The sequence below is a fragment of the Streptomyces sp. WAC06614 genome, from assembly GCF_003949795.1.
Lineage (GTDB): Bacteria > Actinomycetota > Actinomycetes > Streptomycetales > Streptomycetaceae > Streptomyces.
In genome coordinates this window covers 1-26,240 of record NZ_RPRY01000077.1, presented here as the reverse complement: position 1 = coordinate 26,240, position 26,240 = coordinate 1, and the positions used below count along the sequence as shown (strand labels likewise).

At 72.8% G+C, this 26,240-nt stretch carries 19 protein-coding genes and 2 pseudogenes; 9 read left to right on the top strand and 12 right to left on the bottom strand.

Annotated features, from left to right (window positions below; genetic code table 11):
- The 8 genes from EF918_RS13395 to EF918_RS13360 all read right to left on the bottom strand — a co-directional run.
- Positions 1-1,470, bottom strand: a 1,470-nt coding sequence (locus EF918_RS13395) for an alpha-amylase family glycosyl hydrolase (protein WP_260610151.1), incomplete at its 3' end; no start/stop codon positions are given.
- Between the two features lie 41 nt (positions 1,471-1,511).
- Positions 1,512-3,209: a carbohydrate-binding module family 20 domain-containing protein gene (locus EF918_RS13390; RefSeq protein WP_125645184.1), complete on the bottom strand. Its 1,698-nt coding sequence runs from the start codon at positions 3,207-3,209 to the stop codon at positions 1,512-1,514.
- Positions 3,210-3,432: 223 nt separating this feature from the next.
- The gene (locus EF918_RS13385) at positions 3,433-3,900 is read right to left on the bottom strand and encodes a hypothetical protein (protein WP_125645181.1); all 468 of its coding nucleotides are present in this window, start codon (positions 3,898-3,900) and stop codon (positions 3,433-3,435) included.
- A 210-nt stretch (positions 3,901-4,110) separates the two neighbouring features.
- Entirely contained in the window at positions 4,111-5,127 is a 1,017-nt protein-coding gene (locus EF918_RS13380) for a LacI family DNA-binding transcriptional regulator (RefSeq protein ID WP_260610150.1), read from the bottom strand.
- Positions 5,124-6,728 (bottom strand): glycoside hydrolase family 13 protein, encoded by a 1,605-nt coding sequence (locus tag EF918_RS13375; protein ID WP_125645177.1) that lies wholly within the window; start codon positions 6,726-6,728, stop codon positions 5,124-5,126. The genes EF918_RS13380 and EF918_RS13375 overlap by 4 nt, the downstream gene beginning before the upstream one ends.
- Positions 6,729-6,790: 62 nt before the next feature.
- Positions 6,791-7,651 (bottom strand): sugar ABC transporter permease, encoded by an 861-nt coding sequence (locus EF918_RS13370; protein WP_125645174.1) that lies wholly within the window; start codon positions 7,649-7,651, stop codon positions 6,791-6,793.
- A 2-nt stretch (positions 7,652-7,653) separates the two neighbouring features.
- Entirely contained in the window at positions 7,654-8,652 is a 999-nt protein-coding gene (locus EF918_RS13365; protein WP_125645172.1) for a carbohydrate ABC transporter permease, read from the bottom strand.
- An 8-nt stretch (positions 8,653-8,660) separates the two neighbouring features.
- Entirely contained in the window at positions 8,661-9,932 is a 1,272-nt protein-coding gene (locus EF918_RS13360) for an extracellular solute-binding protein (protein ID WP_125645170.1), read from the bottom strand.
- A gap of 222 nt (positions 9,933-10,154) precedes the next feature.
- Between EF918_RS13360 and EF918_RS13355 the strand changes: the two genes are divergently transcribed.
- The 4 genes from EF918_RS13355 to EF918_RS13340 all read left to right on the top strand — a co-directional run bounded on the left by EF918_RS13355 (position 10,155) and on the right by EF918_RS13340 (position 14,633).
- Positions 10,155-11,954, top strand: a complete 1,800-nt coding sequence (locus EF918_RS13355; RefSeq protein ID WP_125645168.1) for an alpha-amylase family glycosyl hydrolase — start codon at positions 10,155-10,157, stop codon at positions 11,952-11,954.
- Positions 11,955-11,980: 26 nt separating this feature from the next.
- Positions 11,981-13,003: a LacI family DNA-binding transcriptional regulator gene (locus tag EF918_RS13350; protein ID WP_185921736.1), complete on the top strand. Its 1,023-nt coding sequence runs from the start codon at positions 11,981-11,983 to the stop codon at positions 13,001-13,003.
- 181 nt (positions 13,004-13,184) lie between these two features.
- Positions 13,185-14,078 carry a phosphatase PAP2 family protein gene (locus EF918_RS13345; RefSeq protein ID WP_125645164.1) on the top strand — a complete coding sequence of 298 codons (894 nt, stop codon included), beginning with the start codon at positions 13,185-13,187 and terminating at the stop codon, positions 14,076-14,078.
- 84 nt (positions 14,079-14,162) lie between these two features.
- Positions 14,163-14,633 carry a hypothetical protein gene (locus EF918_RS13340; protein ID WP_125645162.1) on the top strand — a complete coding sequence of 157 codons (471 nt, stop codon included), beginning with the start codon at positions 14,163-14,165 and terminating at the stop codon, positions 14,631-14,633.
- Positions 14,634-14,688: 55 nt separating this feature from the next.
- Here EF918_RS13340 and EF918_RS13335 read toward each other — a convergent pair whose 3' ends face one another.
- A complete protein-coding gene (locus tag EF918_RS13335) occupies positions 14,689-17,679 on the bottom strand; it encodes a bifunctional [glutamine synthetase] adenylyltransferase/[glutamine synthetase]-adenylyl-L-tyrosine phosphorylase (protein ID WP_125645160.1) in 2,991 nt (996 codons plus the stop codon).
- Positions 17,680-18,128: 449 nt separating this feature from the next.
- Here EF918_RS13335 and EF918_RS38140 point away from each other — a divergent pair.
- A pseudogene (locus tag EF918_RS38140) lies at positions 18,129-18,914 on the top strand (PIG-L family deacetylase); the annotation flags it as partial.
- A 1,304-nt stretch (positions 18,915-20,218) separates the two neighbouring features.
- On the opposite strand, the gene EF918_RS13325 reads toward EF918_RS38140, so the two are convergent.
- Entirely contained in the window at positions 20,219-21,580 is a 1,362-nt protein-coding gene (locus tag EF918_RS13325; RefSeq protein WP_125645158.1) for a glutamine synthetase family protein, read from the bottom strand.
- A 150-nt stretch (positions 21,581-21,730) separates the two neighbouring features.
- Here EF918_RS13325 and EF918_RS13320 point away from each other — a divergent pair, with 150 nt between their 5' ends.
- The 3 genes from EF918_RS13320 (at position 21,731) to EF918_RS13310 (ending at position 23,667) form a co-directional block, all read left to right on the top strand.
- On the top strand, positions 21,731-22,138 hold the full coding sequence (locus EF918_RS13320; protein ID WP_125645155.1) for a hypothetical protein: 408 nt from the start codon (positions 21,731-21,733) through the stop codon (positions 22,136-22,138).
- Between the two features lie 63 nt (positions 22,139-22,201).
- Complete coding sequence (locus EF918_RS13315) at positions 22,202-22,867, top strand: DUF3105 domain-containing protein (RefSeq protein WP_125645153.1); 666 nt, start codon at positions 22,202-22,204, stop codon at positions 22,865-22,867.
- 20 nt (positions 22,868-22,887) lie between these two features.
- Positions 22,888-23,667 carry a DUF305 domain-containing protein gene (locus EF918_RS13310; protein ID WP_125645188.1) on the top strand — a complete coding sequence of 260 codons (780 nt, stop codon included), beginning with the start codon at positions 22,888-22,890 and terminating at the stop codon, positions 23,665-23,667.
- Positions 23,668-23,755: 88 nt separating this feature from the next.
- Here EF918_RS13310 and EF918_RS13305 read toward each other — a convergent pair whose 3' ends face one another.
- A complete protein-coding gene (locus EF918_RS13305) occupies positions 23,756-24,802 on the bottom strand; it encodes an alpha/beta fold hydrolase (protein WP_125645151.1) in 1,047 nt (348 codons plus the stop codon).
- Positions 24,799-25,485 carry a DUF998 domain-containing protein gene (locus EF918_RS13300; RefSeq protein WP_260610147.1) on the bottom strand — a complete coding sequence of 229 codons (687 nt, stop codon included), beginning with the start codon at positions 25,483-25,485 and terminating at the stop codon, positions 24,799-24,801. The genes EF918_RS13305 and EF918_RS13300 overlap by 4 nt, the downstream gene beginning before the upstream one ends.
- A gap of 380 nt (positions 25,486-25,865) precedes the next feature.
- On the opposite strand from EF918_RS13300, the pseudogene EF918_RS37675 reads away from it, so the two are divergent.
- Positions 25,866-26,240, top strand: a pseudogene (locus tag EF918_RS37675) (stress protein); the annotation flags it as partial.

The window sequence follows — 26,240 nt, the reverse complement described above, 5'->3', positions numbered from 1 at the left end:
GCCGAGCTGGTCGTCGTCGAGGTAGTCGGGGGTGCGGGAGGCGAAGAGGGACTGGCGGGCGTCCTTGTCGCCGCCGGCGCCGGTGAAGCCCTGCTCGTCGCCGTAGTAGACGACCGGGTTGCCCCGGGAGAGGAACATCAGCTCGTTGGCCAGCCGGTAGCGGGCGAGGAGTTCCTGCTCCCCCGCGCCGGCGTGGTCCTGCTTCAGGAAGGCCCCGAAGCGGCCCATGTCGTGGTTGCCGAGGAAGGTCACCTGCTCGTAGGCGTTGGCCTTGCCGCTGGTGTAGCGGTGGTCCTGGGCGAAGACCCCGGCGAGCCGGTCGGCTCCGGCGCCCTGGGAGGCGTAGGCGCGTACGGCGTCCTGGAAGGGGAAGTCGAGGGTGGCGTCGAGCCGGCCGCGGGTGACGTACGGGGCGGTGACGGCGGGGTCGGCGGAGTAGACCTCGCCGAACATGAAGAAGTCCGGGCGGCCGCGCTGTGCGGCGTAGGAGTCGAGGGCGGTGGCCCAGCGGGTCCAGAAGTCCATGTTCACGTGCTTGACGGTGTCGATGCGGAAGCCGTCGACGCGGAAGTCGTGGACCCACTTCTCGTAGATCTTCTGCATGCCGGTGACGGCCTCGGGCCGCTCGGTCCACAGGTCGTCCAGGCCCGCGAAGTCGCCGCGTTCGCTGGACTCGCCGGCAAAGGTGGAGTCGCCGCGGTTGTGGTAGAGGGCGGGGTCGTTGAGCCAGGCCGGGACCTTGAGGTTCTCCTTTCCGGCGGGGACGACGGGGGTGCGCGGGAAGGTGTCGCGGTCGACGGCCGGGAAGGGCCGCCGGCCGTCGGCGTAGTCGGCGTCGTCGAAGGGGACGCCGTCCTTGGTGAGGTAGGGGAAGGCGCCCTGCGACAGGTAGGCGGAGGAGCGTTCCTCGTACTGGACGACGTCGGCGGTGTGGTTGGTGATGACGTCGAAGAAGACCTTCATGCCCTTGGCGTGGGCGGTGTCGATCAGCCGGGTCAGGTCGGCGTTGGTGCCGAAGTGCGGGTCGACCTGGGTGAAGTCGGTGATCCAGTAGCCGTGGTAGCCGGCCGAGGCCTGGTCGCCGGTGCCCTGCACGGGCTGGTTCTTGAAGATCGGCGCCAGCCAGATGGCGGTGGTGCCCAGGCCCTTCACGTAGTCGAGCCGGTCGGTGAGGCCCTTGAGGTCGCCGCCCTGGTAGAAGCCCTTGTCGGTGGGGTCCAGGCCGGTGGTGAGGCGGTCGCCGGTGAGTCCGCCGCGGTCGTTGGCCGGGTCGCCGTTGGCGAACCGGTCCGGCAGCACGAAGTAGAACTGCTCCCGGGTCAGGTCGTGGCGGGCGGGCTCGGCGGCCAGCGCCTTGTCCGAGGGCGGGCCGGGCGGCGCCGCGGCGGCCGCCGGCAGGGCGGGCAGGAGCGCGACCGCCAGGGCGGCGGCGACGGTGCCCGCGGCGGTGCGCAGGGCTGGGCGTATCACGGCAGGACTCCTTGGCTGGGGCGGAACGGCGCGGCGGCGGATCAGGGGCGCCAGGTGTCGGTCAGCGTGACCGTGCCGCTCGCGGGGACGGTGGCGGTGCGGTTGGCTCCGCTCTCCCAGGTGACGTTGCCGGCCGCGTCCTTGCGGAGGTACTTGTACGCGAAGGAGGTGCCGGCGGGGAGGGCGACGTCGAGCTTCCAGACCGGGTAGGCGGCCGGGTCGAGCTTGAGGGCGGCGCCGGTGTTCCAGCCGCCCAGGCCGGGCTGGTCGCCGGTGACGTAGATGTTCTGGCCGGGGACGGTGGTGGCGTCGACGGCGAAGGCGGCGCCGGCGGCCGCGGCGGGGCCGCAGGAGCGGGCGCCCACGTGCAGGGCGAGGGCGGTTTCCGCCGGGACGGTGGCGGTGAACTGGCCGGAGCCGTTCACGGTGACGGTGCGGCCGCTCTGCACGTCGCAGTAGGTGCCCGCGGGCAGCGCGGACTGGAAGGTGCGGCTGAGGGCGGTGCCCTCGTGGTTGATGACGACGTAGGCCTTGGTGCCCCGGCCGAAGGCGATCCGGTCGGTCCCGTCGTCCCACCAGTTCGTGACGCCCTGACCGCGGGCCACGTTCCGGAAGGCGACCATCGAGGCGATCTCGCGCCAGGCGTGCTGGCACTTCCAGCCGTCGGAGTAACAGGCTTTGACGCTGCCGCCGTTGGGCGGGCCGGCGTCCTTGTCGGTCCATTCGTAGCCGGAGTGGACGTCGGGCGAGCCGTAGGGCCAGGCCAGCATGAAGACGTTGGCGAGGGTGTAGGCGGAGCCGGCCTTGTAGGTGAGGGTGTCGCCGACCCGTTCGGTGTCGTGGTTGTCGACGAACACGCCGGCCTTGCCGGAGGCCATGTACCCCCATCCTTCGCCGAAGTTCTTCAGGTAGGCGAGGTTCTCGTCCTGGAAGACGCGCTTGAGGTCCCGGGCGTAGCGGAATTCCTGCACGTCGCCGTTGCCGAGGTACTCGGCGGGGTCCACGGCCTCCCCGGCGCCGTGGATGGCCTCCTGCTTCCAGTAGGCGTCGGGCTTGGTCAGCCGGGACTTGATGTTCGCGAGGTCGGCGGCGGGCATGTGCTTGGCGGCGTCGATCCGGAACCCGTCGACGCCGAGGGACAGCAGGTCGTCGAGATAGGCGGCGATCCGCCCGCGCACGTACTCCTCGCCGGTGTCGAGGTCGGCGAGCTGGACGAGTTCGCAGTTCTGGACGTCGGCCCGGTTGCGGTAGTCGCTGATGGTGGCCCGGCAGTCGTCCATGTCGGCCCCCGAGTACACACCGGGGTAGTGGTACTTCGTATACGAGGACCCGCCCGTCCCGACCCCGTCCCCGGCGGCCATGTGGTTGATGACGGAGTCGGCCACGACCTTCACCCCGGCGGCGTGGCAGGTGTCGACCATGTTCTTGAACGCGGCCCGGTCGCCGAGCCGCCCGGCGATCCGGTAGCTGACGGGCTGGTACGAGGTCCACCACTGGGGCCCCTGGATGTGCTCCTGCGGCGGCGACACCTGGACGTACCCGTACCCGGCGGGGCCGAGGGTGTCGGTGCAGGCCTTGGCGACGGAGTCGAACCGCCACTCGAACAGCACGGCGGTGACGTCCTTCTCGCCCGGCGGGACGGCGACGGCGGGCGTGGCGGCGGACACGGTCGCGGCGGCGAGGGTCGCGGCCGCGACCAGGGCTCTGACGCTGCGACGGGAGGTGCGGGTGAGGCGCATGGGGGGTCTCCTCCTGGCGGAGAGGCGGGGATGGTGGCGACCGTAGGGGCGACCCCGCACTGTTGCAAGACCTTGCGCAAGAGATTGCAGAATTGTTTCCGACCCGCGCGCTGTTTCCGACCCACGCACTGTTTCCGGCCCGCACCCGGTTTCGAGCCGCCCACGGCAAGGGCCCCCCGCTCCGGCGAGGGAGCGAGGGGCCCGGCCACCGGCCCGGTCGGCCTCAGCAGGCGCCGGAGATGGGGGTGTGCCCGACGTAGGTCACCCCGCTGCGGTTGATGTCGACCGTCTCACCGGCGAGGCCCATGGTGTTGCTCGCCCAGACGGCCTGGTTCCAGGGCGTGTAGACGACGAAGTTCCCGTCGCCCTGGTAGATCGCGTAGTTCTGCGCACCGTTGTTGGTCCCGGAGGCCCAGCAGACCTTCGTGAAGCCGTACCGGACGTCGGACTTGTACTGCACCAGGTTGCCGTCGGTCTGCATGACCAGCTTGTACTGGATGTAGCCGTTGATGTACGGGTTCCAGTCCATGCGCGAGATGGACTCGCCGGGCGAGAGGCTCTCCCCCCGGTAGAGCCGGTCCCCGTAACCGTGGGCGGCGGACGCGGGCCCGGCGCCCGCCAGCAGCCCGCCGGTGACGAGAGCGGTGACGGCCAGCGCCCCGGTGGCGGCACGACGCAGTTTCGTGAGCATGACGATCCCCTCCTGGAAGGACGCGAGGCCCTCCCGGCCTCGGCCCCCCGATGCTCGAACGCCGCCCGCACGCCCGCGATCCTTTCGGCTGCGGCCGAAAGGTGACGCCGCGGCCGGGACCACAGCCGTGCGGGGCGGTCGCAGGAACGGGGCGGCGCCGGGGCCCGTGGGGGTCCCGGCGCCGGGCGGGGTCTCGGGGGGTCCCCGAGTTCAGGGGGCCGGAGGGTGCGAGGTCGAGCCGCGCACGACCAGCTCCGGCTGGAAGACGAACTCCGTGCGCTGGACCGGGGTCCCGCCGACCGCCTCCAGCAGGGCGCCCACCGCCGCCGTGGCCATCGCCCGGACCGGCTGGCGGACCGTGGTCAGCGGCGGATCGGTGAACGGGATCAGCGGGGAGTCGTCGAAGCCCACGACCGAGACGTCCTCGGGCACCCGCAGCCCCCGCTCCCGTGCCGCCCGGACGACTCCCAGCGCCATCGGGTCGCTGCCGCACACGATGCCGGTGCAGCCCCGGTCCAGCAGCGCGCCGCCGGCCGCGTGGCCGCCCTCGACCGTGAACAGCGTCGGCTGCACGTCCCCGTCCTCGACCGGCCGCCCCAGCTCCGCCACGGCCGCCCGGAACCCCTCCGCCTTGCGGGCCGAAGGGACGTACCGGGTCGGGCCGATGGCCAGGCCGATGCGCTCGTGGCCGAGGTCGGCCAGGTGCCGGACCGCCATGCGGGCGGCGGCCCGGTCGTCCGGCGACACGAACGGCGCGTTGACGTGCTCGTTGAAGCCGTTGATCATCACGAACGGCACGCCCCGCGCCGCCAGCCGCTGGTACCGCGCCGGGTCCGTGGCCGTGTCCGCGTGCAGCCCGGACAGGAACACGATGCCGGTGACCCCGCGCTCCTCCAGCTGCTCGACGAGCTCGTCCTCCGTGGCCCCGCCCGGCGTCTGCGTGCACAGCACCGGCGTGTACCCGTGCCCGGCCAGCGCCTGCTCGATGACCTGCGCGAACGCCGGGAAGATGGGGTTGGTCAGCTCGGGTATCAGCAGCCCGACCAGCCCGTTGCTGCGGCGCCGCAGCCGCACCGGCCGCTCGTAGCCCAGCAGGTCCATGGCGGCCAGCACCTTGTGCCGGGTCCCGGCCGCCACGCCCGCCTTGCCGTTGAGCACACGGCTGACGGTCGCCTCGCTGACCTGGGCCTGCGCGGCGATGTCCGTCAGCCGGAGAGGGGAGGTCACCCCGACGTCACCTGCCACCACACCGTGGTGTCGGCCGGCAGGACACCGGCCGGGCCCAGCTCGCCCGAGGCCAGCAGCGGCACGCCCGGGGCCGCGAACGCCACCGGCTGCGCCGAGGTGTTGGCGGTGCACACGAAGTCGCCCCGGCGGAAGGCGAGCACGCCCTCGGGCGCGTCCAGCCACTCCACCGCGTCCCCGGCGCCCAGGTCGGGGTGCGCCCGGCGTATCCGCAGCGCCTCGCGGTAGAGCTCCAGCGTGGAGCCCTCCCGGCCGGTCTGCGCCTCGACGCTCAGCTCCGCCCACGCCTCCGGCTGCGGCAGCCAGCTGCCGCCCGTGCCGAAGCCGTACGGCGCCTGCGTGCCGGACCACGGGATCGGCACCCGGCAGCCGTCGCGCAGGCCGTCCTGGCCGTTCTCCTTGAAGAAGGACGGGTCCTGGCGCACCTCGTCGGGCAGGTCGGTGACCTCCGGCAGGCCCAGCTCCTCGCCCTGGTAGACGTACGCCGAGCCGGGCAGCGCCAGCATCAGCAGGGCGGCGGCGCGGGCCCGGTCGAGGCCGCCGCCGAAGCGGGTGCGGTGGCGGACCACGTCGTGGTTGGACAGCACCCAGGTGGTGGGGGCGCCCACCGGGCGCATGGCGTCGAGCGAGTCGTCGACCGAGGCGCGCAGGTCGGCGGCGTTCCAGCCGGTGCCCAGGTAGTGGAAGTTGAACGCCTGGTGCAGCTCGTCCGGGCGCAGGTACAGCGCGGTGCGGTCGGCGCTGGGCGTCCAGGCCTCGGCGACGCCGATGCGGTCGCCGTCGTACTCGTCGAGCACCTTGCGCCAGGAGCGGTAGATCTCGTGGACGCCGTCCTGGTCGAAGAAGGGCAGCACCTGGTTGCCGAGCAGCTTCAGCTGCTCGTCGCGGCCGAGGTCGGGCAGGCCGGGCGCCTTGACCAGGCCGTGCGCGACGTCGATGCGGAAGCCGTCCACGCCCAGGTCGAGCCAGAAGCGCAGCACGGAGCGGAACTCGTCCTGCACGGCCGGGTGGTCCCAGTTGAAGTCGGGCTGCTCGGGCGCGAACAGGTGCAGGTACCACTCGCCGTCGGCGACCCGGGTCCAGGCGGGACCGCCGAAGATCGACTCCCAGTCGTTCGGGGGCTCGGCGCCGTCCGCACCCCGCCCGGGCCGGAAGTGGAACCGCTCGCGCAGCGGCGTACCGGGGCCTTCGCGCAGCGCCTGCTTGAACCATTCGTGCTGGTCGGAGCAGTGGTTGGGGACGAGGTCGACGATGATGCGCAGGCCCAGTGCGTGCGCCTCGCGGATGACGGCGTCGGCGTCGTGCAGAGTGCCGAACATGGGGTCGATGGCCCGGTAGTCGGCCACGTCGTAGCCCGCGTCGGCCTGCGGGGAGGCGTAGAACGGGCTCAGCCAGACGGCGTCGACGCCCAGTTCCTTGAGGTAGGGCAGCCGGCTGCGGATGCCTTCGAGATCGCCCATGCCGTCGCCGTTGGAGTCGGCGAAGCTGCGCGGATAGACCTGGTAGATCACCGCGTCTCTCCACCAGCCCCCCGGCTGGGTCCCGGTCGGGGTCTGGAGGCTGTCGGTGAGGTGCTGGGTCATGTCGTCCTTGGAAGAGATCGGGCCGGTCTGCCGGTCGTACGGGGGCGGCGCGCCGCGGGTGGTCAGCCCTTGGTGGCGCCCGCCGTCATCCCGGCGACGAGATGGCGCTGGGCGAAGACGAAGAAGATGGCCGCGGGGACGGCGATGAGGACGGAGGCGGCCGTCATCGGGCCCCAGTTGGCGGTGTACTGCGTGACGAAGGTCTGCAGTCCGCCGGCCAGGGTGAGGTTGTCGTCACCGACCATGAACGCGGAGGCGTAGGCGACCTCGCCCCAGGCGGTGATGAAGGAGTAGAACGCGGTGACCGCCAGGCCCGGGCGGGCCAGCGGGAGGATCAGCCGCCAGAAGGTGCCGAAGGGGTTGAGCCCGTCCACCCGGCCGGACTCGTCGATCTCCACCGGGATGGTGTCGAAGAAGCCCTTCATCATCCAGGCGCAGAACGGCACCGCGATGGTCAGGTAGGTGATGATCAGGCCGAGCGGCTGGTTGAGCAGCCCGAGCTGTCCCATGAGGTTGTAGAGCGGGACGATCAGGATGGCCATCGGGAACATCTGGGTCACCAGCAGGGTCCACATCAGCGGGCGCATGCCGGGGAACTTGAACCGGCTGACGGCGTAGCCGGTGGTGGCGGCGATGAAGACGCCGAGGACGGTGGTGACGCCGGCGACCAGGACGGAGTTGCCGAACCAGGTGAAGAAGGAGGTCGACTCCACCAGGTAGCGGTAGTTCTCCAGGGTGGGGTCCTTGACGAAGTCCGTGCTGATCGCGTCCTTCGCCGGCTTGAGGGAGGTCAGCAGCACCCACAGCACGGGGAAGACGGCGATCACGGAGGCGGCGATCAGGGTCGCGTGCAGGGCGACGGAGGCCAGCGGCGAGCGCTCGCCGCGCTTGCGCACGGGGGCGGTGGAGTTCGTTCCGGTCATCGTCACCACACTTCTCCCTGCTTGCGCAGCGAGCGCCGGTACACCAGCGCGAAGATCATCAGCAGGGCGAGGATCAGCACGCCCCAGGTCGCGGAGCCGGCGAAGTCGCGCGGGCTGGAGACGAAGGCCTCGCGGAAGGCCTGGGTCACGAGGATCTCGGTGGAGTCGCCCGGCCCGCCGCGGGTGAGCAGGAAGATCACCGGGAACATGTTGAAGGTCCAGATGGTGGAGAGCAGGACCACGGTCATGCTCACCGAGCGCAGCCCCGGCAGGGTGATGTGCCGGAAGCGCTGCCAGGCGGTGGCGCCGTCCATCTCGGCGGCCTCGTAGAGCTCGCCGGGGATGGACTGCAGGCCGCCGAGCAGGGCGACCATCATGAACGGGACACCCAGCCACACGTTGACGGTGATGACGGAGATCTTGGCCCAGGTCGGGTCGTCGAGCCAGGGGACGGCCGCGATCCCGCCGCCGTCGAGGAGCTTGTTGAGGATGCCGTTGTCCCGGTTGAACAGGAACCGCCAGGCGAAGACGGACACGAAGCCGGGCACGGCCCAGGGCAGGATCAGGGCCATCCGGTAGAAGGCGCGGCCCCGGAAGTTCCGGTTCAGCATGTTCGCCAGCACCAGGCCCAGGGTGAAGGTGACGGACACGCACACGACGGTCCAGACCACGGTCCACACCAGCCGCTGCCAGAACACGGGGTCGGACAGCACGGCGGAGTAGTTGTCGAGCCCGACGAAGGAGTACGACGCCTCGATGGTGTTGGCGCCGATCGTGCGGGCGACGTTGCGCTCGTTGGCGTCGGTCAGCGACAGGTACACGCCGCGGACCAGCGGCCACCCGATGATCACGCCGAGGACGAGCACGACGGGCGCGACCATGGCCCAGGCGTACCAGTGGGTGGCGAGCGCGCGCTTGAGGCCACCGCGGCCGCGGCCGCGGGCGACGTCGGTCTCGTCGCCCGCGGCCTTGACCGCTGTCCGGCCGGTGTGGACAGCCATGGGTGTGATTACTTCCAGCCCTTGAGGATCTTGCGGAACTCGGCGCCGGCGGACTTGGCGGCGTCCTCGGGGGTCGCCGAGCCGGTGACCGCCTTGGTGTACTCGACCTTCAGCGGGTCGAAGAGGGAGCCGTTCTCCGGGATCCAGGCGCGCTCGACGGCCTTGTCGACGGCCGGCTTGAAGAACTGGACCATCTGGTTGGACTTGACGTCCTCCTGCTCGTAGGCCGCGGTGCGGGTCGGGAGCAGGCTGAGCTCCTTGGTGACCTGCGTCTGGACCTCCTGCGAGCTCAGGTACTCGACGAAGGCGTGCGCGGCGGCGCGGTTCTTCGAGCCCGCGTACACGGCCAGGTCGTGGCCGCCCTGGGGGCCGCCCGCCTTGGCGGAGCCGGCCGGGACCGGGGCGACGCCGAGGTTGGCCTTGTCGGTGAACTGCTCACCGGCGTAGGTGTCCTTGATCGCCCAGGGGCCGTTGATCATCATGGCGACCTGGCCGGTCTTGAAGGCGGTCTGCATGTTCTGGTAGCCGTCGGTGGAGTTGGTGACGGCGGCGCCGGAGGCGACCAGGTCACGGGCGGCCTTGAAGGCCTTCACGCCGGCCGGGCCGTCGACCGTGACGGTCTTGTTCTTGGCGTCGACCAGGTCGCCGCCCTCGCCGTAGATCAGCGGCAGGAACCAGTAGGAGTCGTCGCCGCGCAGGTACAGGCCGGTCTTGCCGGTCTTCTCCTTGATCTTGGCGCTGGCGGTCTTCAGCTCCTCCAGGGTGGTGGGGGGCTGGACGCCGGCGTCGGCGAGCATCTTCTTGTTGTAGAAGAGGCCGAGGGTGTCGATGACCTGCGGGACGGCGTACGTCTGGTTCTCGTACTTGCCGCTCGCGGCCGCCGCGGGCAGGAACTCGGCGTCGACCTTCTTCGCCGTCTCGGCGGGCACCTTGTCCAGGTAGCCGAGGGAGGCGAAGTCGGCGACCCAGCCGACGTCGGCGCGGATCACGTCGGGGGCGTCGGCGCCGCTGCTGAAGGCGTTCTTGACCTTGTTCTGGGCGTCGCCGTACGGGACGTTGACGTACTTGACGGTGACCTTCGGGTGCTTGGCGGTGAACGCCTCCGCGATCTTCTGGAAGGTGGCCTTCTCCGTGTCGTTGGAGGTGTCCCACCAGGTGACCGTGCCGGAGAGTTCGCCACCGGCGTCCGTGCTGCCGCCGTCGTTCTTGTCGCCTCCGCAAGCCGTCGCCGCGAGCGCCAGGGCCGCGACCAGCGCGGTGGCCGCTATGCCACGCCGCATCTGAACTCCTTCGATGATCCCGGCCGCGCCCTCGCGGTCCCGAGTTGCCGAGAACGTAACAAGGCTGAAAGCCATCCGAAAGACCTTGCGGCAATTTTCTGCAAGCAGCGGGGATCGTTACATCCACGTGTCCGTACGGTTGCCGCCGCTTGCTGGTTGTTCGAACGGTCTTCGGGTGACAGGGCCCGCAACCGAGGGTCGGGTCGCGGCGTTGACCCCGGTATGACCCATGAGCTGACCGCCTCCCGCCTTGCAAGCGCTTCCAGCAACGCGACCGCAAGCGGTGCCGGCTGGTGGCGCGATGCCGTCATCTACCAGGTCTACGTCCGCTCCTTCGCGGACAGCGACGGCGACGGCATCGGGGACCTGCGCGGCGTCCGCGAGCGCCTGCCGCACCTGGCCCGGCTGGGGGTGGACGCGGTCTGGCTCACCCCCTTCTACGTCTCCCCGCAGGCCGACGGCGGCTACGACGTCGCGGACTACCGGGCCGTGGACCCGGTCTTCGGCGACCTGGCCGACGCCGACGACCTGGTGCGGGCCGCGCACGCGCTGGGCCTGAAGGTGATCGTCGACGTGGTCCCCAACCACACCTCGGACCGGCACGCCTGGTTCCTGGAGGCGCTGGCCGACCCGGCGCGCCGCGACCGCTACCACTTCCGGCCCGGCCGCGGGCCCGCCGGGGAGCTGCCGCCCAACGACTGGGAGTCGGTCTTCGGCGGGCCGGCCTGGACCCGGGTCGCCGACGGCGACTGGTACCTGCACCTGTTCGCGCCCGAGCAGCCGGACCTGAACTGGGAGAACCCCGAGGTCCACGAGGAGTTCGACTCCGTGCTGCGGTTCTGGCTGGACCTGGGCGTGGACGGCTTCCGGGTCGACGTCGCCCACGGCATGGTCAAGGCCGCCGGACTGCCGGACATCGGCCGCGGGGCGCAGGCCACCCTGATCGGCACCGAGCCGCTGCCCTTCTTCGACCAGGACGGGGTGCACGAGATCCACCGCTCCTGGCGCCGGCTGCTGGACGGCTACCCGGGGCAGCGGATCGGGGTCGCGGAGGCCTGGGCGCCCACCTCGGAGCGGCTCGCGCTGTACGTGCGGCCCGACGAGCTGCACCAGGCCTTCAACTTCCGGTTCCTGACCTGCCCGTGGGACGCGGCGGCCATGGCCGAGGTGATCGACGGGTCGCTGGCCGCCACCGCGTCCGTCGGCGCCCCCACCACCTGGGTGCTGTCCAACCACGACGTGGTCCGCCACCGCACCCGCTACGGCGGCGGCCCCCAGGGCCTCGCCCGGGCGCGGGCCGCCGCGCTGCTGATGCTGGCCCTGCCCGGGTCGGCGTACGTCTACCAGGGGGAGGAGCTGGGCCTGCCGGAGGTGACCGACCTCCCGGACGCCGTCCGCCAGGACCCGGCCTTCCGGCGCGGCCGGGGCGGGGGCGCGGCCGGGGCGGCCGGGGCGGCCGGTGCGGCCGGTGCGGCTCCCGCGGTCCCCGGCCAGGGCGGCGGCCCGGACGCAGGCCCGGCCACCGTCGCGGCCACCGGCTCGACCACCGGTGCGGCCACCGGTGCGGCCACCGGCTCCGCCTCCGAGGCGGCCGGGCAGGACGGGCTGCGCGACGGCTGCCGGGTGCCGATCCCGTGGTCCGGCGCGGAACCCCCGTACGGCTTCGGGCCCGGCGGGAGCTGGCTGCCGCAGCCCGAGGGGTGGGGCGCGTTCAGCGTGGCGGCCCAGACCGGCGACCCGCACTCCACCCTGGAGCTCTACCGCGCCGCCCTCGAACTGCGCCGGGCCCTGCCGGGCCTGGGCGCCCCGCCCCCCGGACCCGACGCGGGCCTGCGCTGGCTGACCGCCCCCGACGGGGTCCTGGCCTTCGTCCGGCCCGGCTTCGCCTGCACCCTCAACACCACCGCGAACCGGGTCGAACTGCCCGCGCCCGGACGCCCCGTACTCTCCAGCGCCCCGGTGGAGACCGACGGCCGCACGGTGCTGCTGCCGCCCGATACGTGCACCTGGTGGGCAAGGTGAACGCCCGACCGGTACAGTCCAATCCCGTGACCGCACGGCTTGCCGACATCGCAGCCCAGGCGGGGGTCAGCGAAGCCACAGTCAGCCGGGTGCTCAACGGCAAGCCCGGTGTGGCCGCCGGCACCCGCGAGTCCGTGCTGGCCGCGCTCGACGTGCTCGGCTACGAACGGCCCGTGCGGCTGCGCCAGCGCAGCGCCGGCCTGGTCGGGCTCATAACCCCCGAGCTGGACAACCCCATCTTCCCGGCCCTGGCCCAGGTCATCGGCCAGGCCCTGACCCGCCAGGGCTACACCCCGGTGCTCGCCACCCAGACCCCGGGCGGGTCCACCGAGGACGAGCTGACCGAGATGCTGGTGGACCGCGGGGTCTCCGGGATCATCTTCGTCTCCGGACTGCACGCCGACACCACCGCCGACACCACGCGTTACGACCAACTGCGCGCGCAGGGCGTCCCGTACGTCCTCATCAACGGCTTCTCCCCCAAGGTGCAGGCCCCCTTCGTCTCCCCGGACGACAGGGCCGCCATGCACCTGGCGGTGACCCATCTGACCGCGCTGGGCCACACCCGGATCGGGCTGGCGGTCGGCCCCAAGCGGTTCGTGCCGGTGCTCCGCAAGATCGAGGGCTTCCGGGCGGCGATGCGCGACCGGCTCGGGCTCGACGACGCCGCGGTGGAGGAGCTGGTCCAGCACTCCCTCTACACCCTGGAGGGCGGACAGGCCGCCGCGGCCGCGCTCATCGGGCGGGGCTGCACGGCGGTGGTCTGCGCCAGCGACATGATGGCCCTCGGCGCGATCCGGGCCGCCCGCCAGCAGGGGCTGCGGGTGCCCCAGGACGTCTCGGTCGTCGGCTTCGACGACTCCCCGCTCATAGCGTTCACGGACCCGCCGCTGACCACCATCCGCCAGCCCGTGCAGGCCATGGGGCAGGCCGCGGTCCGCACGCTGCTGGAGGAGATCGCCGGCACCCCGGCCCCGCACACCGAGTTCGTCTTCATGCCCGAGCTGGTCGTGCGCGGCTCGACCGCGTCCGGCCCGGACCGGCGATAGGCGGTAGGCGGTAGGCGGTAGGCGGTAGGCGGTAGCCGCCGCTCGTGCGGGTAGGGGCCCCACCGGAGGACCCGCGGCGGTGCCTCAGGGGCGGGTGTCGTCCCTGTGGGGGATGCCGTACGCCGAAGACCGTCCCGAGGGATGATCGCAGCCCCGGACCCATCTGGCAGACTCTCTCCCCATGGGTGAATCGAGCGTGAAGACACTGGAAACCCCGACGGGCGTCTCGTCACCCACCGTGACGGAGAACGAAGCCCGTCGGGAGTCCGGTCACGCTCTGCTGGACCGGATGCGGGCGCCGCGCCGGCCCCGGATCTGGTTCGAGATCCTGCTCATCGCGGTGAGCTACTGGACCTACTCGCTCATCCGCAACGCCGTGCCCGAGCAGAAGACGGCGGCGCTGGCGAACGCCGACTGGATCTGGTCGGTGGAGGGCCGGCTCGGCATCGCGGTGGAGAGCACCGTCAACCACGCGATCAACTCCGTGACGTGGCTGATCGTGGGCATGAACTACTACTACGCCACGCTCCACTTCATCGTGACCATCGGTGTGCTGGTGTGGATCTACCGCTTCCACCCGGGCCGCTACGCCGCCACGCGGATGGTCCTGTTCGCCACCACCGGTGTGGCCCTCGTCGGCTACTACCTGTACCCGCTCGCCCCGCCCCGGCTGATGACCGGGGAGCACTTCGTCGACACCGTGCTGGTCCACCACACCTGGGGCTCGATGGCCTCGGGCAACCTCAAGCAGATGTCGAACCAGTACGCGGCGATGCCCTCGATGCACATAGGGTGGTCGCTCTGGTGCGGCCTGACGATCTTCGCGATCGCCTCCGCCCCCTGGGTCCGCATCCTGGGCCTGCTCTACCCGGCCGCGACCCTGGTGGTCATCGTGGCCACCGCCAACCACTTCTGGCTCGACGCGGTCGGCGGCATGCTCTGCCTGGCCTTCGGCTACGCCGTCTCCCGCTCCTGGTACGGCGCCCTCCCCCACCACCTGCCCCGCGAGCCCCGGGCCACCGACCGCCACCCGGCGGCCGAGGCCCTGCTGAACCGCTTCCGCAGCCGCGCCTGAGGACGGCCCGAGGACGCGGCCCTGGGCGAGTCGTTCCCCGTACCCCGCCGCATGTCCATGCCATCGATGTCATAGTCTGACGTTGTGTGGACAACGCTTGCGCCGCTCGTCGGCGTCCTGCTCGGCGGGCTCATGTCGATACTGACCCAGCGCTCGGCAGGACACGCCTTGGAACGCGGCGAGGCGCGGCGCAGTGCTCGTGAACGTGCCGAGGCGCGCCGTAACGAGCGTCTCACTCACCTCATCGAATTTCTGTCTGCGGTGCAGGAAGCAGAACGGGTCGCGGTGGATCGGCATCACCACAACCTGGCCGACGAGCAGTGGCAGGCCCGGGCACGGCAGGTCCTCGACAGGGTGTGGGTGACGCAGAAGACGATCCACGTACTGTGCGCGCCCGAGGTCGGCGAAGCGGCACACAGCCTCGCCTGGGCAGTACAGGAGGTGATCAGAAAGGGCCCCGAGGACCCGGCGGATCCGCAGGACGAGAAGGTCTGGGCGCACATACGTCCGAGCCGACAGGCATTCCTCGATCTCGTGCGCGACCAGCTGAGTTGAGCCCCCGGGCGGGATTCAGCAGCTGTCGTGAGCGGCCCGGGGCAAGCAAACGCGTCTAGGCGCCGTAGAAGAGGTCGTCCACCACGGCGCGGGCACGGCGGGTGATGCGGCGGTAGTCGTCCAGCATCTCGCCCGCCCGGCCCGGGCCGTAGCCGAGGTAGCGGCCGACCGCGGCCAGTTCGCGGGAGTCCGAGGGGAAGGTGTCCCCGGCCCGGCCGCGGACCAGCATGACCGCGTTGCGCACGCGGGTGGCCAGTACCCACGCCTCGTCCAGGATCTGCGCCTCCTCGGTCGGGATCAGCCCGGCCGCGCGGGCCGCGGCCAGGGCCTGGCGGGTACGGGTGGTGCGCAGGCCCGGTTCGGCCCAGGCGTGGCGGAGCTGGATCAGCTGGACGGTCCACTCGACGTCGCTGAGGCCGCCGCGGCCGAGTTTGGTGTGCAGGGCGGGGTCGGCTCCGCGCGGGAGGCGTTCGGACTCCATCCGGGCCTTGAGCCGGCGGATCTCACGGACGGCGTCCTCGCCCAGCCCCTCCACGGGGTAGCGCAGCGGGTCGATCAGCTCGACGAAGCGGGCGCCGAGGTCCGCGTCGCCCGCGACCGGCTCGGCGCGCAGCAGGGCCTGGCTCTCCCAGACCAGGGACCAGCGCTTGTAGTAGGCGGCGTAGGAGGAGAGCGTACGGACCAGGGGCCCGCTGCGGCCCTCGGGCCTGAGGTCGGCGTCGATGAGGAGCGGCGGGTCGGCGGTGGGCAGTTGCAGGAGGCGGCGCATCTCGGCGACGACGGTCTGGGCGGCCTTGGCGGCCTCCTGCTCGTCGACGCCCTCGCGCGGCTCGTGGACGAACAGGACGTCGGCGTCGGAGCCGTAGCCCAGTTCGTGGCCGCCGAAGCGGCCCATGCCGATGATCGCGAAGCGGGTGGGCAGTTCCTCGCCCCACTGGGCGCGCACCGCGGCGCGCAGGGCGCCGGCCACGGTGGCGGCGGTGAGGTCGGAGATCGCGCCGCCGACCCGGTCCACCAGGGCGCCGTGGTCCTCGACCACGGGCTGGTCCTCGGTGCCGTACGAGGCGATGAGGTCGGCCGCGCCGGTGCGGAACAGCTCGCGGCGGCGCACCCCGCGGGCGGCGGCGACGGCGGCCTCGGCGCTGTCGGCGCGGCCGACGGCCGCGAGGACCTCCTGCTCCAGGGCCTCGGCGCTGCGCGGGAGCAGCCCCTCCGGGTCGCCGAGCAGGGCGACCGCTTCGGGGGCCCGCATCAGCAGGTCGGGGGCGAGGCGCCCGGCCGACAGCACCCGGGCCAGGTTCTCGGCGGCGGCGCCCTCGTCGCGCAGCAGCCGCAGGTACCAGGGGGTCTTGCCGAGGGCGTCGGAGACCTTGCGGAAGTTCAGCAGGCCGGCGTCCGGGTCGGCGGAGTCGGCGAACCAGCCGAGCAGCACCGGCAGCAGGGTGCGCTGGATGGCGGCCTTGCGGGTCACGCCGGAGGCCAGGGCTTCGAGGTGGCGCAGGGCCGCGGCCGGGTCGGCGTAGCCGAGGGCCTCCAGGCGCTGGCCGGCGGCGCGCGGCGAGAGCCGGATCTCGCCGGGGGCGAGCTGGGCGACGGCGTCGAGCAGCGGCCGGTAGAAGAGCTTCTCGTGGAGCCGCCGGACCACGGAGGCGTGCCGCTTCCAGGCCTTGGTGAGCTCCGCGACCGGCTCGGTGCGCAGTCCCATGGAGCGGCCGAGGCGGCGCAGGTCGGCCTCGTCCTCGGGGACGAGGTGGGTGCGGCGCAGCCGGTGGAGCTGGATGCGGTGCTCCATGGCGCGCAGGAAGCGGTAGGCGTCGCCGAGCTGGGCGGCGTCGGTGCGGCCGACGTAGCCGCCGGCGGCGAGCGCGTGCAGGGCGTCCAGGGTGGTGCCGGAGTGCAGGGTGGCGTCGCTGCGGCCGTGGACGAGCTGGAGGAGCTGGACGGCGAACTCGACGTCGCGCAGGCCGCCGGGGCCGAGTTTGAGCTCGCGGTCGACCTGGGCGGCGGGGATGTTGTCCACGACGCGGCGGCGCATCTTCTGGACGTCGGCGACGAAGTTCTCGCGTTCGGCGGCCTGCCAGACCAGCGGCGTTATGGCGTCGACGTACTGGGCGCCGAGCTCGGGGTCGCCGGCGACGGCGCGGGCCTTGAGCAGGGCCTGGAACTCCCAGGTCTTGGCCCAGCGCTGGTAGTAGGCCAGGTGGGAGGGGAGGGTGCGGACCAGGGGGCCGTTGCGGCCCTCGGGGCGCAGGTTGGCGTCGACGGGCCAGATGGAGCCCTCGACGGTGGTCTCGGAGCAGATCCGCATCAGGTGCGAGGCGAGCCGGGTGGCGGCCTGGAGGGCCTTGGGCTCCTCGGTGCCGTCGGCGGCGTCGCCGACGAAGATCACGTCGACGTCGGAGACGTAGTTGAGCTCGTTGCCGCCGCACTTGCCCATCGCGATCACGGCGAGCCGGCAGGCGGCCGCGTCCTCGGGCGCGGCCGCGCTCGCGATCCGCAGGGCGGCGCGCAGGGTGGCGGTGGCGAGGTCGGCGAGCTCGGCGGCGGTCTGGGCGACGTCGATGGTGCCGCAGACGTCGCGGGCCGCGATCGACAGCAGGCAGCGGCGGTAGGCGACGCGCAGCGCGACGGGGTCCGCGGCCTCGGCCAGGCCCCGTTCGAACTCGGCGAGCCCGGGGTGCAGGTCCTGGGAGGACTCGTAGGTGGCCAGGGCCCGCCAGTCGGCGGGGTGGCGGGCGAGGTGGTCGGCGAGGGCCTCGGAGGCGCCGAGGACCCCGAGCAGCCGGTCCCGCAGCGGTTTGGCGCTGACCAGGGTGGCGAGGAAGGCGGGGCGCTCGGCGTCGGGCTGGGCCTCGGCGAGCCGGACCAGGCCGCGCAGGGCGAGGTCGGGGTCGGCGGTGGCGCCGAGTGCGTCGAGGAGCACGGGGTCGGTGCGGACGGCGGCCAGCGCGTCGGAGTCGAGCAGCCGCCCGGCGGCCGACGGGTCGGTGAATCCGCTGCGCAGCAGCTGGATGAACGTACTGCTCCTGCGTCCGGGGACCGTCACGTGGCCGCCTCCGTCTCCACTTCGCCTGCCTGCGGTCGAGCCTAGGCCCTTTCCGGGGCGGATGCGGGGCCCGTGACGATGTGCCGGACAGGACGAAGGTGTGCGAGCTCACAGAAGGGACGCCCGGGGGCGGTCGGTCGGCCCTCGGCAGGAGCTCCGTCGCAGGTCACGGGCGTGCCGGGGAGTGATCTGCGTAACACCGGGGCGGAGGAGGCCCGTTGTAGCAATACGGGCAAATCCCATGAAAAGCGTATCAACTGCCGGTCACTTTTCGGGCGTTTACCTTCGATCAAACCCAGTCAGGGCACAATCGGATCCGGTCCTTGTCGGAAGCAGTGGAGTCATCGGTCGAACGCGGTGAACCAAGTTCCCCGAAATGACCTCTCTTTGAACGACCCGCGCAGACCAGCGCACCTGACGGACCTGTACGACCACGGGGGGCCCGACCGATGCCCGTTGCCCGGCGCCACATACGCCTCGCGGCCCTGTTCACGGTGCTCGCCGCCGCCGGTACCACCGGCGTGCTCGCCGTCGCCGAGGGACGGGACGCCGCGTCCGAGGCCGCCCCGCGGCCACCGCAGACGCCCGCGCTCGGCGCGAGCACCACCTCCGGCTCGGTCCTGCAGATCGTCGCGCACCCCGACGACGACCTGTTCTTCATGAACCCCGACCTGAGCCGCTCGCTCCTGTCCGGCACCCCGGTCACCACCACCTACCTCACCTCCGGCGAGGCCGACGGCGTCAACCAGGCCGGCGGGCACCTCAACGACCCCAAGCCGCCCGCCGACCTCGCCCACTACTCCGAGGCCCGGCAGAACGGCATACGCTCGGCCTACGCCCAGATGGCCACCGGCGACCGCACCAGCGCCTGGAAGCGCACGGTGATACCCACCGAGGGCGGCGGCTCCGCCGAGGTGGACGTCCTGGTCGCCAAGCCCGAGATCAACCTGGTGTGGCTGCAGATGCGCGAGGCGGGCAGCATCGGCGGCAACAACCCGCAGAGCATGCGCGGACTGTGGGACGGCCGGATACCGGCGCTGGCCTCCCAGCTCACCTCCGGCACCCCGGTCAAGCAGAACTTCACGTACACCAAGGACCAGGTGGTGCGCACCATCGCCGGCGTCCTGGAGCGGTACCGGCCGACGACGATACGCATGCAGGACCCGACCCCCGGCAAGTTCGCCCACGACGGCAAGGTCACCGACCACCAGGACCACATGTACGGCGCCCGCTTCGTCCAGGCCGCCATGGAGCGCTACGCCCAGGTCGCCGACCGGCCGCACTTCTCGGTGCAGAACTACCTCGGCTACCTCAACAGCTCCCTGCCGCACGTGCTCGACCCCGCCACCGTCGAGACCAAGCTCGGCTACCTCAAGACCTACGCCTGGCTCGACCACACCCCGTACTGCGGCAGCTCCTCGGGCTGCGGCGACCGCAAGGTGGCGGCCCGCCCGACCGGCCGCGACTGGGTGCAGAGCATCCGCTACACCCGCGGCGACCACACCTCCTGGCTGACCCGCGGCACCGACGGCCGGCTCTGGGCCTTCTCCGTGCTCGACGGCCACATGGCCTACTGGACCCGGACCGGGCCCGAGGCCCAGTGGGCCGGGCCCACCCTGCTGCCCGGCACCGGCATGGACCCCGGCGCCACGGCCACCACCCTGCCCGACGGCCGGGTCGCCGTCGTCGGCACCCGCACCGTCCTCGGCGCGCGCCCGGAGGACTACCGGCGCGAGATCGTCTACGCCGCCCAGTCCGCCCCGGACGGCCCCTTCGGGGCCTGGCAGTCGCTCGGCTCCCCGGAGCGGGCCGACCAGGACGGCACCTCCGCCATCAGCGCCCCGGCCGTCGCGGTGGACAAGGACGGCCGGGTGACCGTCTACGTCCGCGACGCCGGCCGCACCCTGCGCGCCAGCGAGCAGCAGCCGGACGGCGGCTTCGGCCCGTGGGCCGGCCTGGGCGGCGCCGACCTCCAGTCCGACCCGGTGACCGCCACCGACGCGGCCGGCCGCCGGCACGTCTACGCCACCACCGCCACCACCGTCCTGGCCTGGGTCCAGCCCTCCCCGGACGCCCCCCTCCAGGGCCCGCTGCCCACCGGCCTGCCGGCCACGACCGTCCCGCTGACCGCCACGGCCGACGGCGAGGGCGTGCGCCTGTGGTTCCGCCGCCCCGACGCCGGCACGGTGCGCACCGCCCTGGTCACCGCCGACGGCGGACAGCGCCCGCTGGTCTCCGCCGTCACCGAGGCGGGCGGCCGCGCCGGCTACGGCGCCGTCAGCGTGGCCGGCCGCCTGGTGTCGGGCCGCGCCGAGTCCGGCGCCATCGGCACCACCTCCCTGGGCGCGCCCCCGTCGTGGACGGAGTCCCGGATGCTCTACGCCGGCGCCCCGGCCAGCATCCTGGAACCGGCCGGCGCCACGACCACGGTGGTCCTCGGCCTCGACGCCGAACTCCACGTCACCTCGACCGCCCCCACCCGACGCACCACGGCCCCCGGCACGCGAACGCGCGCCGGGGGCCGTGCGCCGACCTGCGGTTACAGCACCGGCAGGTTCTTGCGGAGCTCGAAGGCCGTGACCTCCGAGCGGTATTCCTCCCACTCCTGCTTCTTGTTGCGCAGGAAGAAGTCGAAGACGTGTTCGCCCAGGGTTTCGGCGACCAGTTCGCTGCGTTCCATCAGGGCGATGGCCTCGCCGAGGTTCTGGGGGAGGGGTTCGATGCCCATGGCGCGGCGTTCGGCGTCGGAGAGGGCCCAGACGTCGTCGTCGGCGCCGGCGGGGAGTTCGTAGCCCTCCTCGATGCCCTTCAGGCCGGCCGCGAGGAGGACCGCGTAGGTGAGGTACGGGTTGGCGCCCGAGTCGATGGAGCGGACCTCGATGCGGGAGGAGCCCATCTTGCCCGGCTTGTACATCGGGACGCGGATCAGGGCCGAGCGGTTGTTGTGGCCCCAGCAGATGTACGAGGGGGCCTCGCCGCCGGAGCCGGCGGTGCGGGAGGAGCCGCCCCAGATGCGCTTGTACGAGTTGACCCACTGGTTGGTCACCGCCGAGGTCTCGCCCGCGTGGCGGAGCAGCCCGGCGATGAAGGAGCGGCCGACCTTGGAGAGCTGGTACTCGGAGCCCGACTCGTAGAACGCGTTGCGGTCGCCCTCGAAGAGGGAGAGGTGGGTGTGCATGCCCGAGCCCGGGTACTCCGAGAACGGCTTGGGCATGAAGGTGGCCTGGACGCCCTGTTCGAGGGCGACCTGCTTCATGACCAGGCGGAAGGTCATGATGTTGTCGGCCGTGGAGAGCGCGTCGGCGTAGCGCAGGTCGATCTCCTGCTGGCCGGGGGCGCCCTCGTGGTGGCTGAACTCGACCGAGATGCCCATGGATTCGAGCATGGTGATCGCCTGGCGGCGGAAGTCCATGCCGACGTTCTGCGGGGTGTGGTCGAAGTAGCCGGAATTGTCTGCCGGGACGGGCCGGGAGCCGTCCAGCGGCTTGTCCTTCAGCAGGAAGAACTCGATCTCCGGGTGGGTGTAGAAGGTGAAGCCCAGGTCGGAGGTCTTGGCCAGGATCCGCTTGAGGACGAAGCGCGGGTCCGCGAAGGACGGGGAGCCGTCGGGCATGAGGATGTCGCAGAACATGCGGGCGGTGCCCGGGGCCTCGGCGCGCCACGGCAGTATCTGGAACGTCCCCGGGTCCGGCTTGGCGATCATGTCGGACTCGTAGACCCGGGCGAAGCCCTCGATGGCGGAGCCGTCGAAGCCGATGCCCTCGTCAAAGGCCTGTTCGAGCTCGGCCGGGGCGACCGCGACGGACTTCAGGAAGCCCAGTACGTCGGTGAACCACAGGCGCACGAAGCGGATGTCGCGCTCCTCGAGCGTCCGGAGGACGAATTCCTGCTGCTTGTCCATGCCTTCATCCTCGCAGTTCAGACGGCCTGTCCACCACCGTTGCCGGGCCAGTATCACGGGCGGTGGTTTCCGCCACATTACGCACCGGCCACGGCTCCCGGCACCCCCGCACTGACCGCGGGGGCGTCATGAGCACTACCATCTGCGCCCATGGGGGGCCGGAGGCATACGCTGCGCAGGCGCCACCGGCGTCCCGCGGTGCGCCGTGGCGCCCTGCTGGGCGTGCTCGGGGCCCTGCTGGGGGCCCTGCTCCTGTGCACCCGGGCGGGCGGCGGCACCGAGGTGATGCCCACCCACGCCAAGGCCGGCCTGGGCGGTGTGGCCGTCGACGGGTCCGCCTCCGCCCACTCCTCCTACGTCTGCCCCGGCGACCTGCCCGGCTGCTCGCACTTCCCCCATGTGGCCCCGGGCCTGGTGCCCGTACCGCCGCCGGCCGTGCTGCCGCCGCGGGCGGAACCGCCGCCGGGGGCCGCGGCCGGCCCGGAGGGGCGGATCCGGCTCTCGCGCGGACCGGCCCGGGCTCCCGACCTCCATGTCCTTCAGGTGATGCGGACCTGACCGGTCCGGTGTTGTGCGCTCTTTGTTCCTCCACCACCCCCCTCAGCAGAAGGACGACAGAACATGGCCACCAGGACCCCCGACAGCACCTCCCGGCAGGCGCGCATAGCCGAGATGCGGCGCGCCGAGCGGGCCCGCGAGCGCCGCAACAAGATCATCGCGATCACCGCCTCCGTGGCCGTGGTCGCGGGCCTGGTCGGGTTCGGGACGTACGTCCTGCTCGACCAGAAGCAGAAGGAGAAGGACCGCGTCACGGCCGCCGAGACCGCCCGCAACACCCCCGTCAAGGACGAGAAGTCCTGGGAGGCGAGCAAGCTGGGCCGCAACCACGTCGAGACTCCGGTCTCGTACGAGATGAAGCCGCCGGTCGGCGGGGACCACCACCCGCGCTGGATGAACTGCAACGGTGACGTCTACAAGAACCCGGTCCCCGAGGTGAACGCCGTCCACTCGCTGGAGCACGGAGCCGTCTGGGTGACGTACAGCGAGCAGGCGAACAAGGCGGACGTCGACAAGCTCGCCGAGAAGGTCGCCAAGACCCCCTACACGCTGATGAGCCCGGTCAAGGACCAGGCCGGGGCGATCATGCTGTCGGCGTGGGGCAAGCAGGTCACCGTGGACGGCGCGGCCGATCCGCGGGTGGACCAGTTCTTCACCAAGTACGTGCAGGGCCCGCAGACCCCCGAGCCGGGCGCCGCCTGCACGATGGGGCTGGCGGGCGACAAGTGAGCGCGGAGCGGGTGGTCCGCCTGAACCGTACGTACGTCCTGTCGCTCGGCGCCGTCCTGCTGGCGCTGCTGTTCGCGGCGGTGGCCACGGTCGCCACGGCGACGGGCGGGTCGCAGGACGGGGACGGTCACGGGGCGGCCCCGACGACCACCTCGGCGGACGCGGGCTTCGCCCGGGACATGGCGGTGCACCACCAGCAGGCGGTGGAGATGTCGTTCATCGTGCGGGACCGCACGAAGGACGAGGCGGTACGCAGCCTCGCCTACGACATCGCCAACACCCAGGCCAACCAGCGCGGCATGATGCTGGGCTGGCTGGACCTGTGGGGGCTGCCCAAGGTGGCGGCCGACCAGGAGCCGATGGCGTGGATGGCCACCGGTCCGGCCTCGGCCGGCCAGGGCTCCGGCCACGGCGGCGGACACGGCTCCGGCCACGGCTCCGGACACGGTGAGCACGGTGCGTCGCCGCAGGCTTCGGCCGGGGCCGGGGGCGCGTCCGGGCACGCCGGGCACGACATGGGCGGGGTCGCGACCAAGCCCGGCGCGCTGATGCCGGGCATGGCGACCAAGGACGACCTCGCGCAGCTCTCGGCCGCCGAGGGCCGGGACGCGGAGGTGCTGTTCCTCCAGCTGATGACCGACCATCACCGGGGCGGCGTCGCCATGGCCCAGGGCTGTGTGACGCTGTGCCGCACCCCGGTGGAGCGGGATCTCGCCCGGGGCATGGTCGAGGCGCAGCAGTCGGAGCTCACCCTGATGGCGGACATGCTCCGCCAGCGCGGCGCCGCACCCCGCACCTGACCGGCCAAGGCCCACCGGGGGCCGGGCCGGGTCCTGTCACCGGGACCCGGCCCGGACCCGTACGGTCTCCTGCCCGCGGCCGGGCCGCTCAGGGAGCGGCCGCGGGGGCGGCCAGGATCGTACGGGCCACCTCCTGGGGCTGGTCCAGCATGACCAGGTGGCCCGCGCCCTCGGCGACCGTGAAGCGGGCTCCGAGGGTGTCGGCCAGGGCCGCTTGGCGGCTCAGCCAGGCCAGGGAGCCGGCGCGGGCGGAGCCGTCGTAGCCGGCCAGGACCGTGGTCGGCGCGGTCAGCGGGTGGTGGGCGCGCAGCGCCAGCACCTCGGCGGCGGTGTCGGGGTAGCGGGCATTCTCCAGCAGGGCGCCCTGCCAGACCCGGCCGGTGCGGTAGCAGCGGTCGGTGAGCGCGCGCGGGGCCGGGTCGGCCCCGCCGGTGCGCGAGGCCCGTACGGTGGCCCGGCGGGCCCAGGGGCCCAGGGCCGCGGGCAGCCCGGCGGCGGTCAGGGCCCGGCCGAAGCCGCGGGCGGCGGCGGTCCGCAGGCTCGGCGGCAGCAGGGCCCGCGGCGCCTCCTCGACGCTGCTGTCCACCAGGACGAGCGCGGCGGTCCGCGCCGGGTACAGCCGGGCGAAGGCCTCGGCGTGGAACCCTGCGATCGAGTGCCCCACCACCGTGACGGGACCCTTCCCGCCTTCCCCAGCCTCTGCGCTCTCCCTGCCCTCTTCGGCCTCTTCGGCCTCTCCGAGCTCTCGGACCGCTGGGACCTCTCCGGCCTCTCCGCCCTGTCCGGCCTCTCCGCCCTGTCCGGCCTCTCCGCCCTGTCCGGTCTGCCCGCTCTCCCCGCCCAGGGCGTCGAGCAGGGCCGCGATGCGTGCGGCCTCGCCCGCCGCCGTCGGCGGCTCGACGGCGGGTCCGGAGAGGCCGTGCCCGGGCCGGTCGAAACGGACCACCGTGCGGTGCGGGGCCAGCAGCGGGACCACCGGGTCCCAGTCGTACCAGGCCATCGCCAGACCGGCGGCGAGCACGCACACCGGCCCGCTCCCCTCGACCACGACGTGCACCGGCACCCCGCCGACCCGCACGAACCCCTCGTACGCCGTCCGGCTCGCGGCCCCGGCACCGGCCCCCGCCGCGGTCATGTGCGGCGCTCACGGTGGACGGAGTACGCCAGCAGGCCGAGCCAGAGCGCCACCAGCAGCACCTGCAGCCGCTGCCCGGCGCCCAGGGCCCAGGTGCCGCGGCCGGCGGTGAACAGGGCTATCGCGCCCAGGGTCCAGACGGTCGCGGCCAGTTCCGCGGCGAGCAGCAGGGGCCCGGTCCGGGCCAGGGGCGCCCACCAGCCGTAGCGCCGGGCGGCGACGGTGAGGGCGACGACGGCCACCAGCGCCCCGCACATGGCGAGGGTGCTGCTGACGGCATGGGCCTGATGGGTGGCGGGCACCAGGCCGGCCGTCTCGCGGGCGGCGCAGACCGGGTCCACGGTGGGCTTGCAGCTCAGCGGCAGCCAGGCGTCGGCGGCGGTGGCCGCGCCGAACAGGGTGACGCCCGCCCAGCCGACGGTGGCCCAGGGGCGCCGGGCCTCGGGATACGTGGTCAGCCGCACCAGGGCGAGCAGTCCGCCGGCGAAGGCCAGCAGACCGGCGGTGAAGTCGGTGGCCCGGAAGAGGCCGCCGAGCGGCTGGTCCTGGGCGGCGAGCTCGCTGACGTAGGTCTCGATGGGATTCAGGCCCGTGGAGAGGACGACCTCCAGCACCCACGCGGCGTACGCGAAGGCGCCGAGGGCCAGCAGACCGGCGATCGGCCGGGTGCCCTTGCTGGACACGACCGGGCCTATCCGGTGCAGCACGCGCGCCGGGCCGTGCAGGACCGCCGGCCGGCCCGCGGCGCGGGCGGCGGCCCGGCCAGGGCCTGCGCCCGGGGCCGAGCCCGGGGTCGGGGTCGGGCGCCATGTACCGGCACCCGGTGCCTGCGGGTGCTGTCGTCCCTCTCGCCGCCGCGGGGTGTCGTCACCCTGCGTCCACTCGGCCGTCCCACTTTCTCCCATGTCCTGTAAGACGGACAGGGCGTCCGTTTCGTTGCCTCTGTGGACAGATCGTCGCGCGGCGGGCGGCCCTCGGCGAATTCTGTGGGGCGCTGTCCCCGCGGCATGGCAGGCTAGGCGATCACCGACACGTCAAGGCCAGGTAAGGACGCAACGCCCGTATGACCACGCCCCCGCAGCCGCCCATCACCCCGCCCACGGAGCCGGACGGCGCGCCCGCGGCCGGGGCTCCCCCCATATCGGGCCCGGCCGACCAGGCCTCTCCTGCCCCGGCCGCTCCTGCCCCGGCCGCACCGGAGCCGACGCCCGCACCGGAGCCGACGCCCGCCCCCGCGCCGACGCACTCGCTCCGCAAGCAGAGCGCGACGCCGGCCCCGGCCGGGCCGGCCGAGCCCGCCGCCCCGTCGGTCCACGACGCCCCGACCATGGCGGACGCCGCGCTCGTCCCCCCGGAGTCGGCGGCCCCGGCGGCCCCTGGACCACAGCCGGCCACGGCGACGCCCGGGACCCCTGCGGCCCCTGCGGCCCCGCACCTG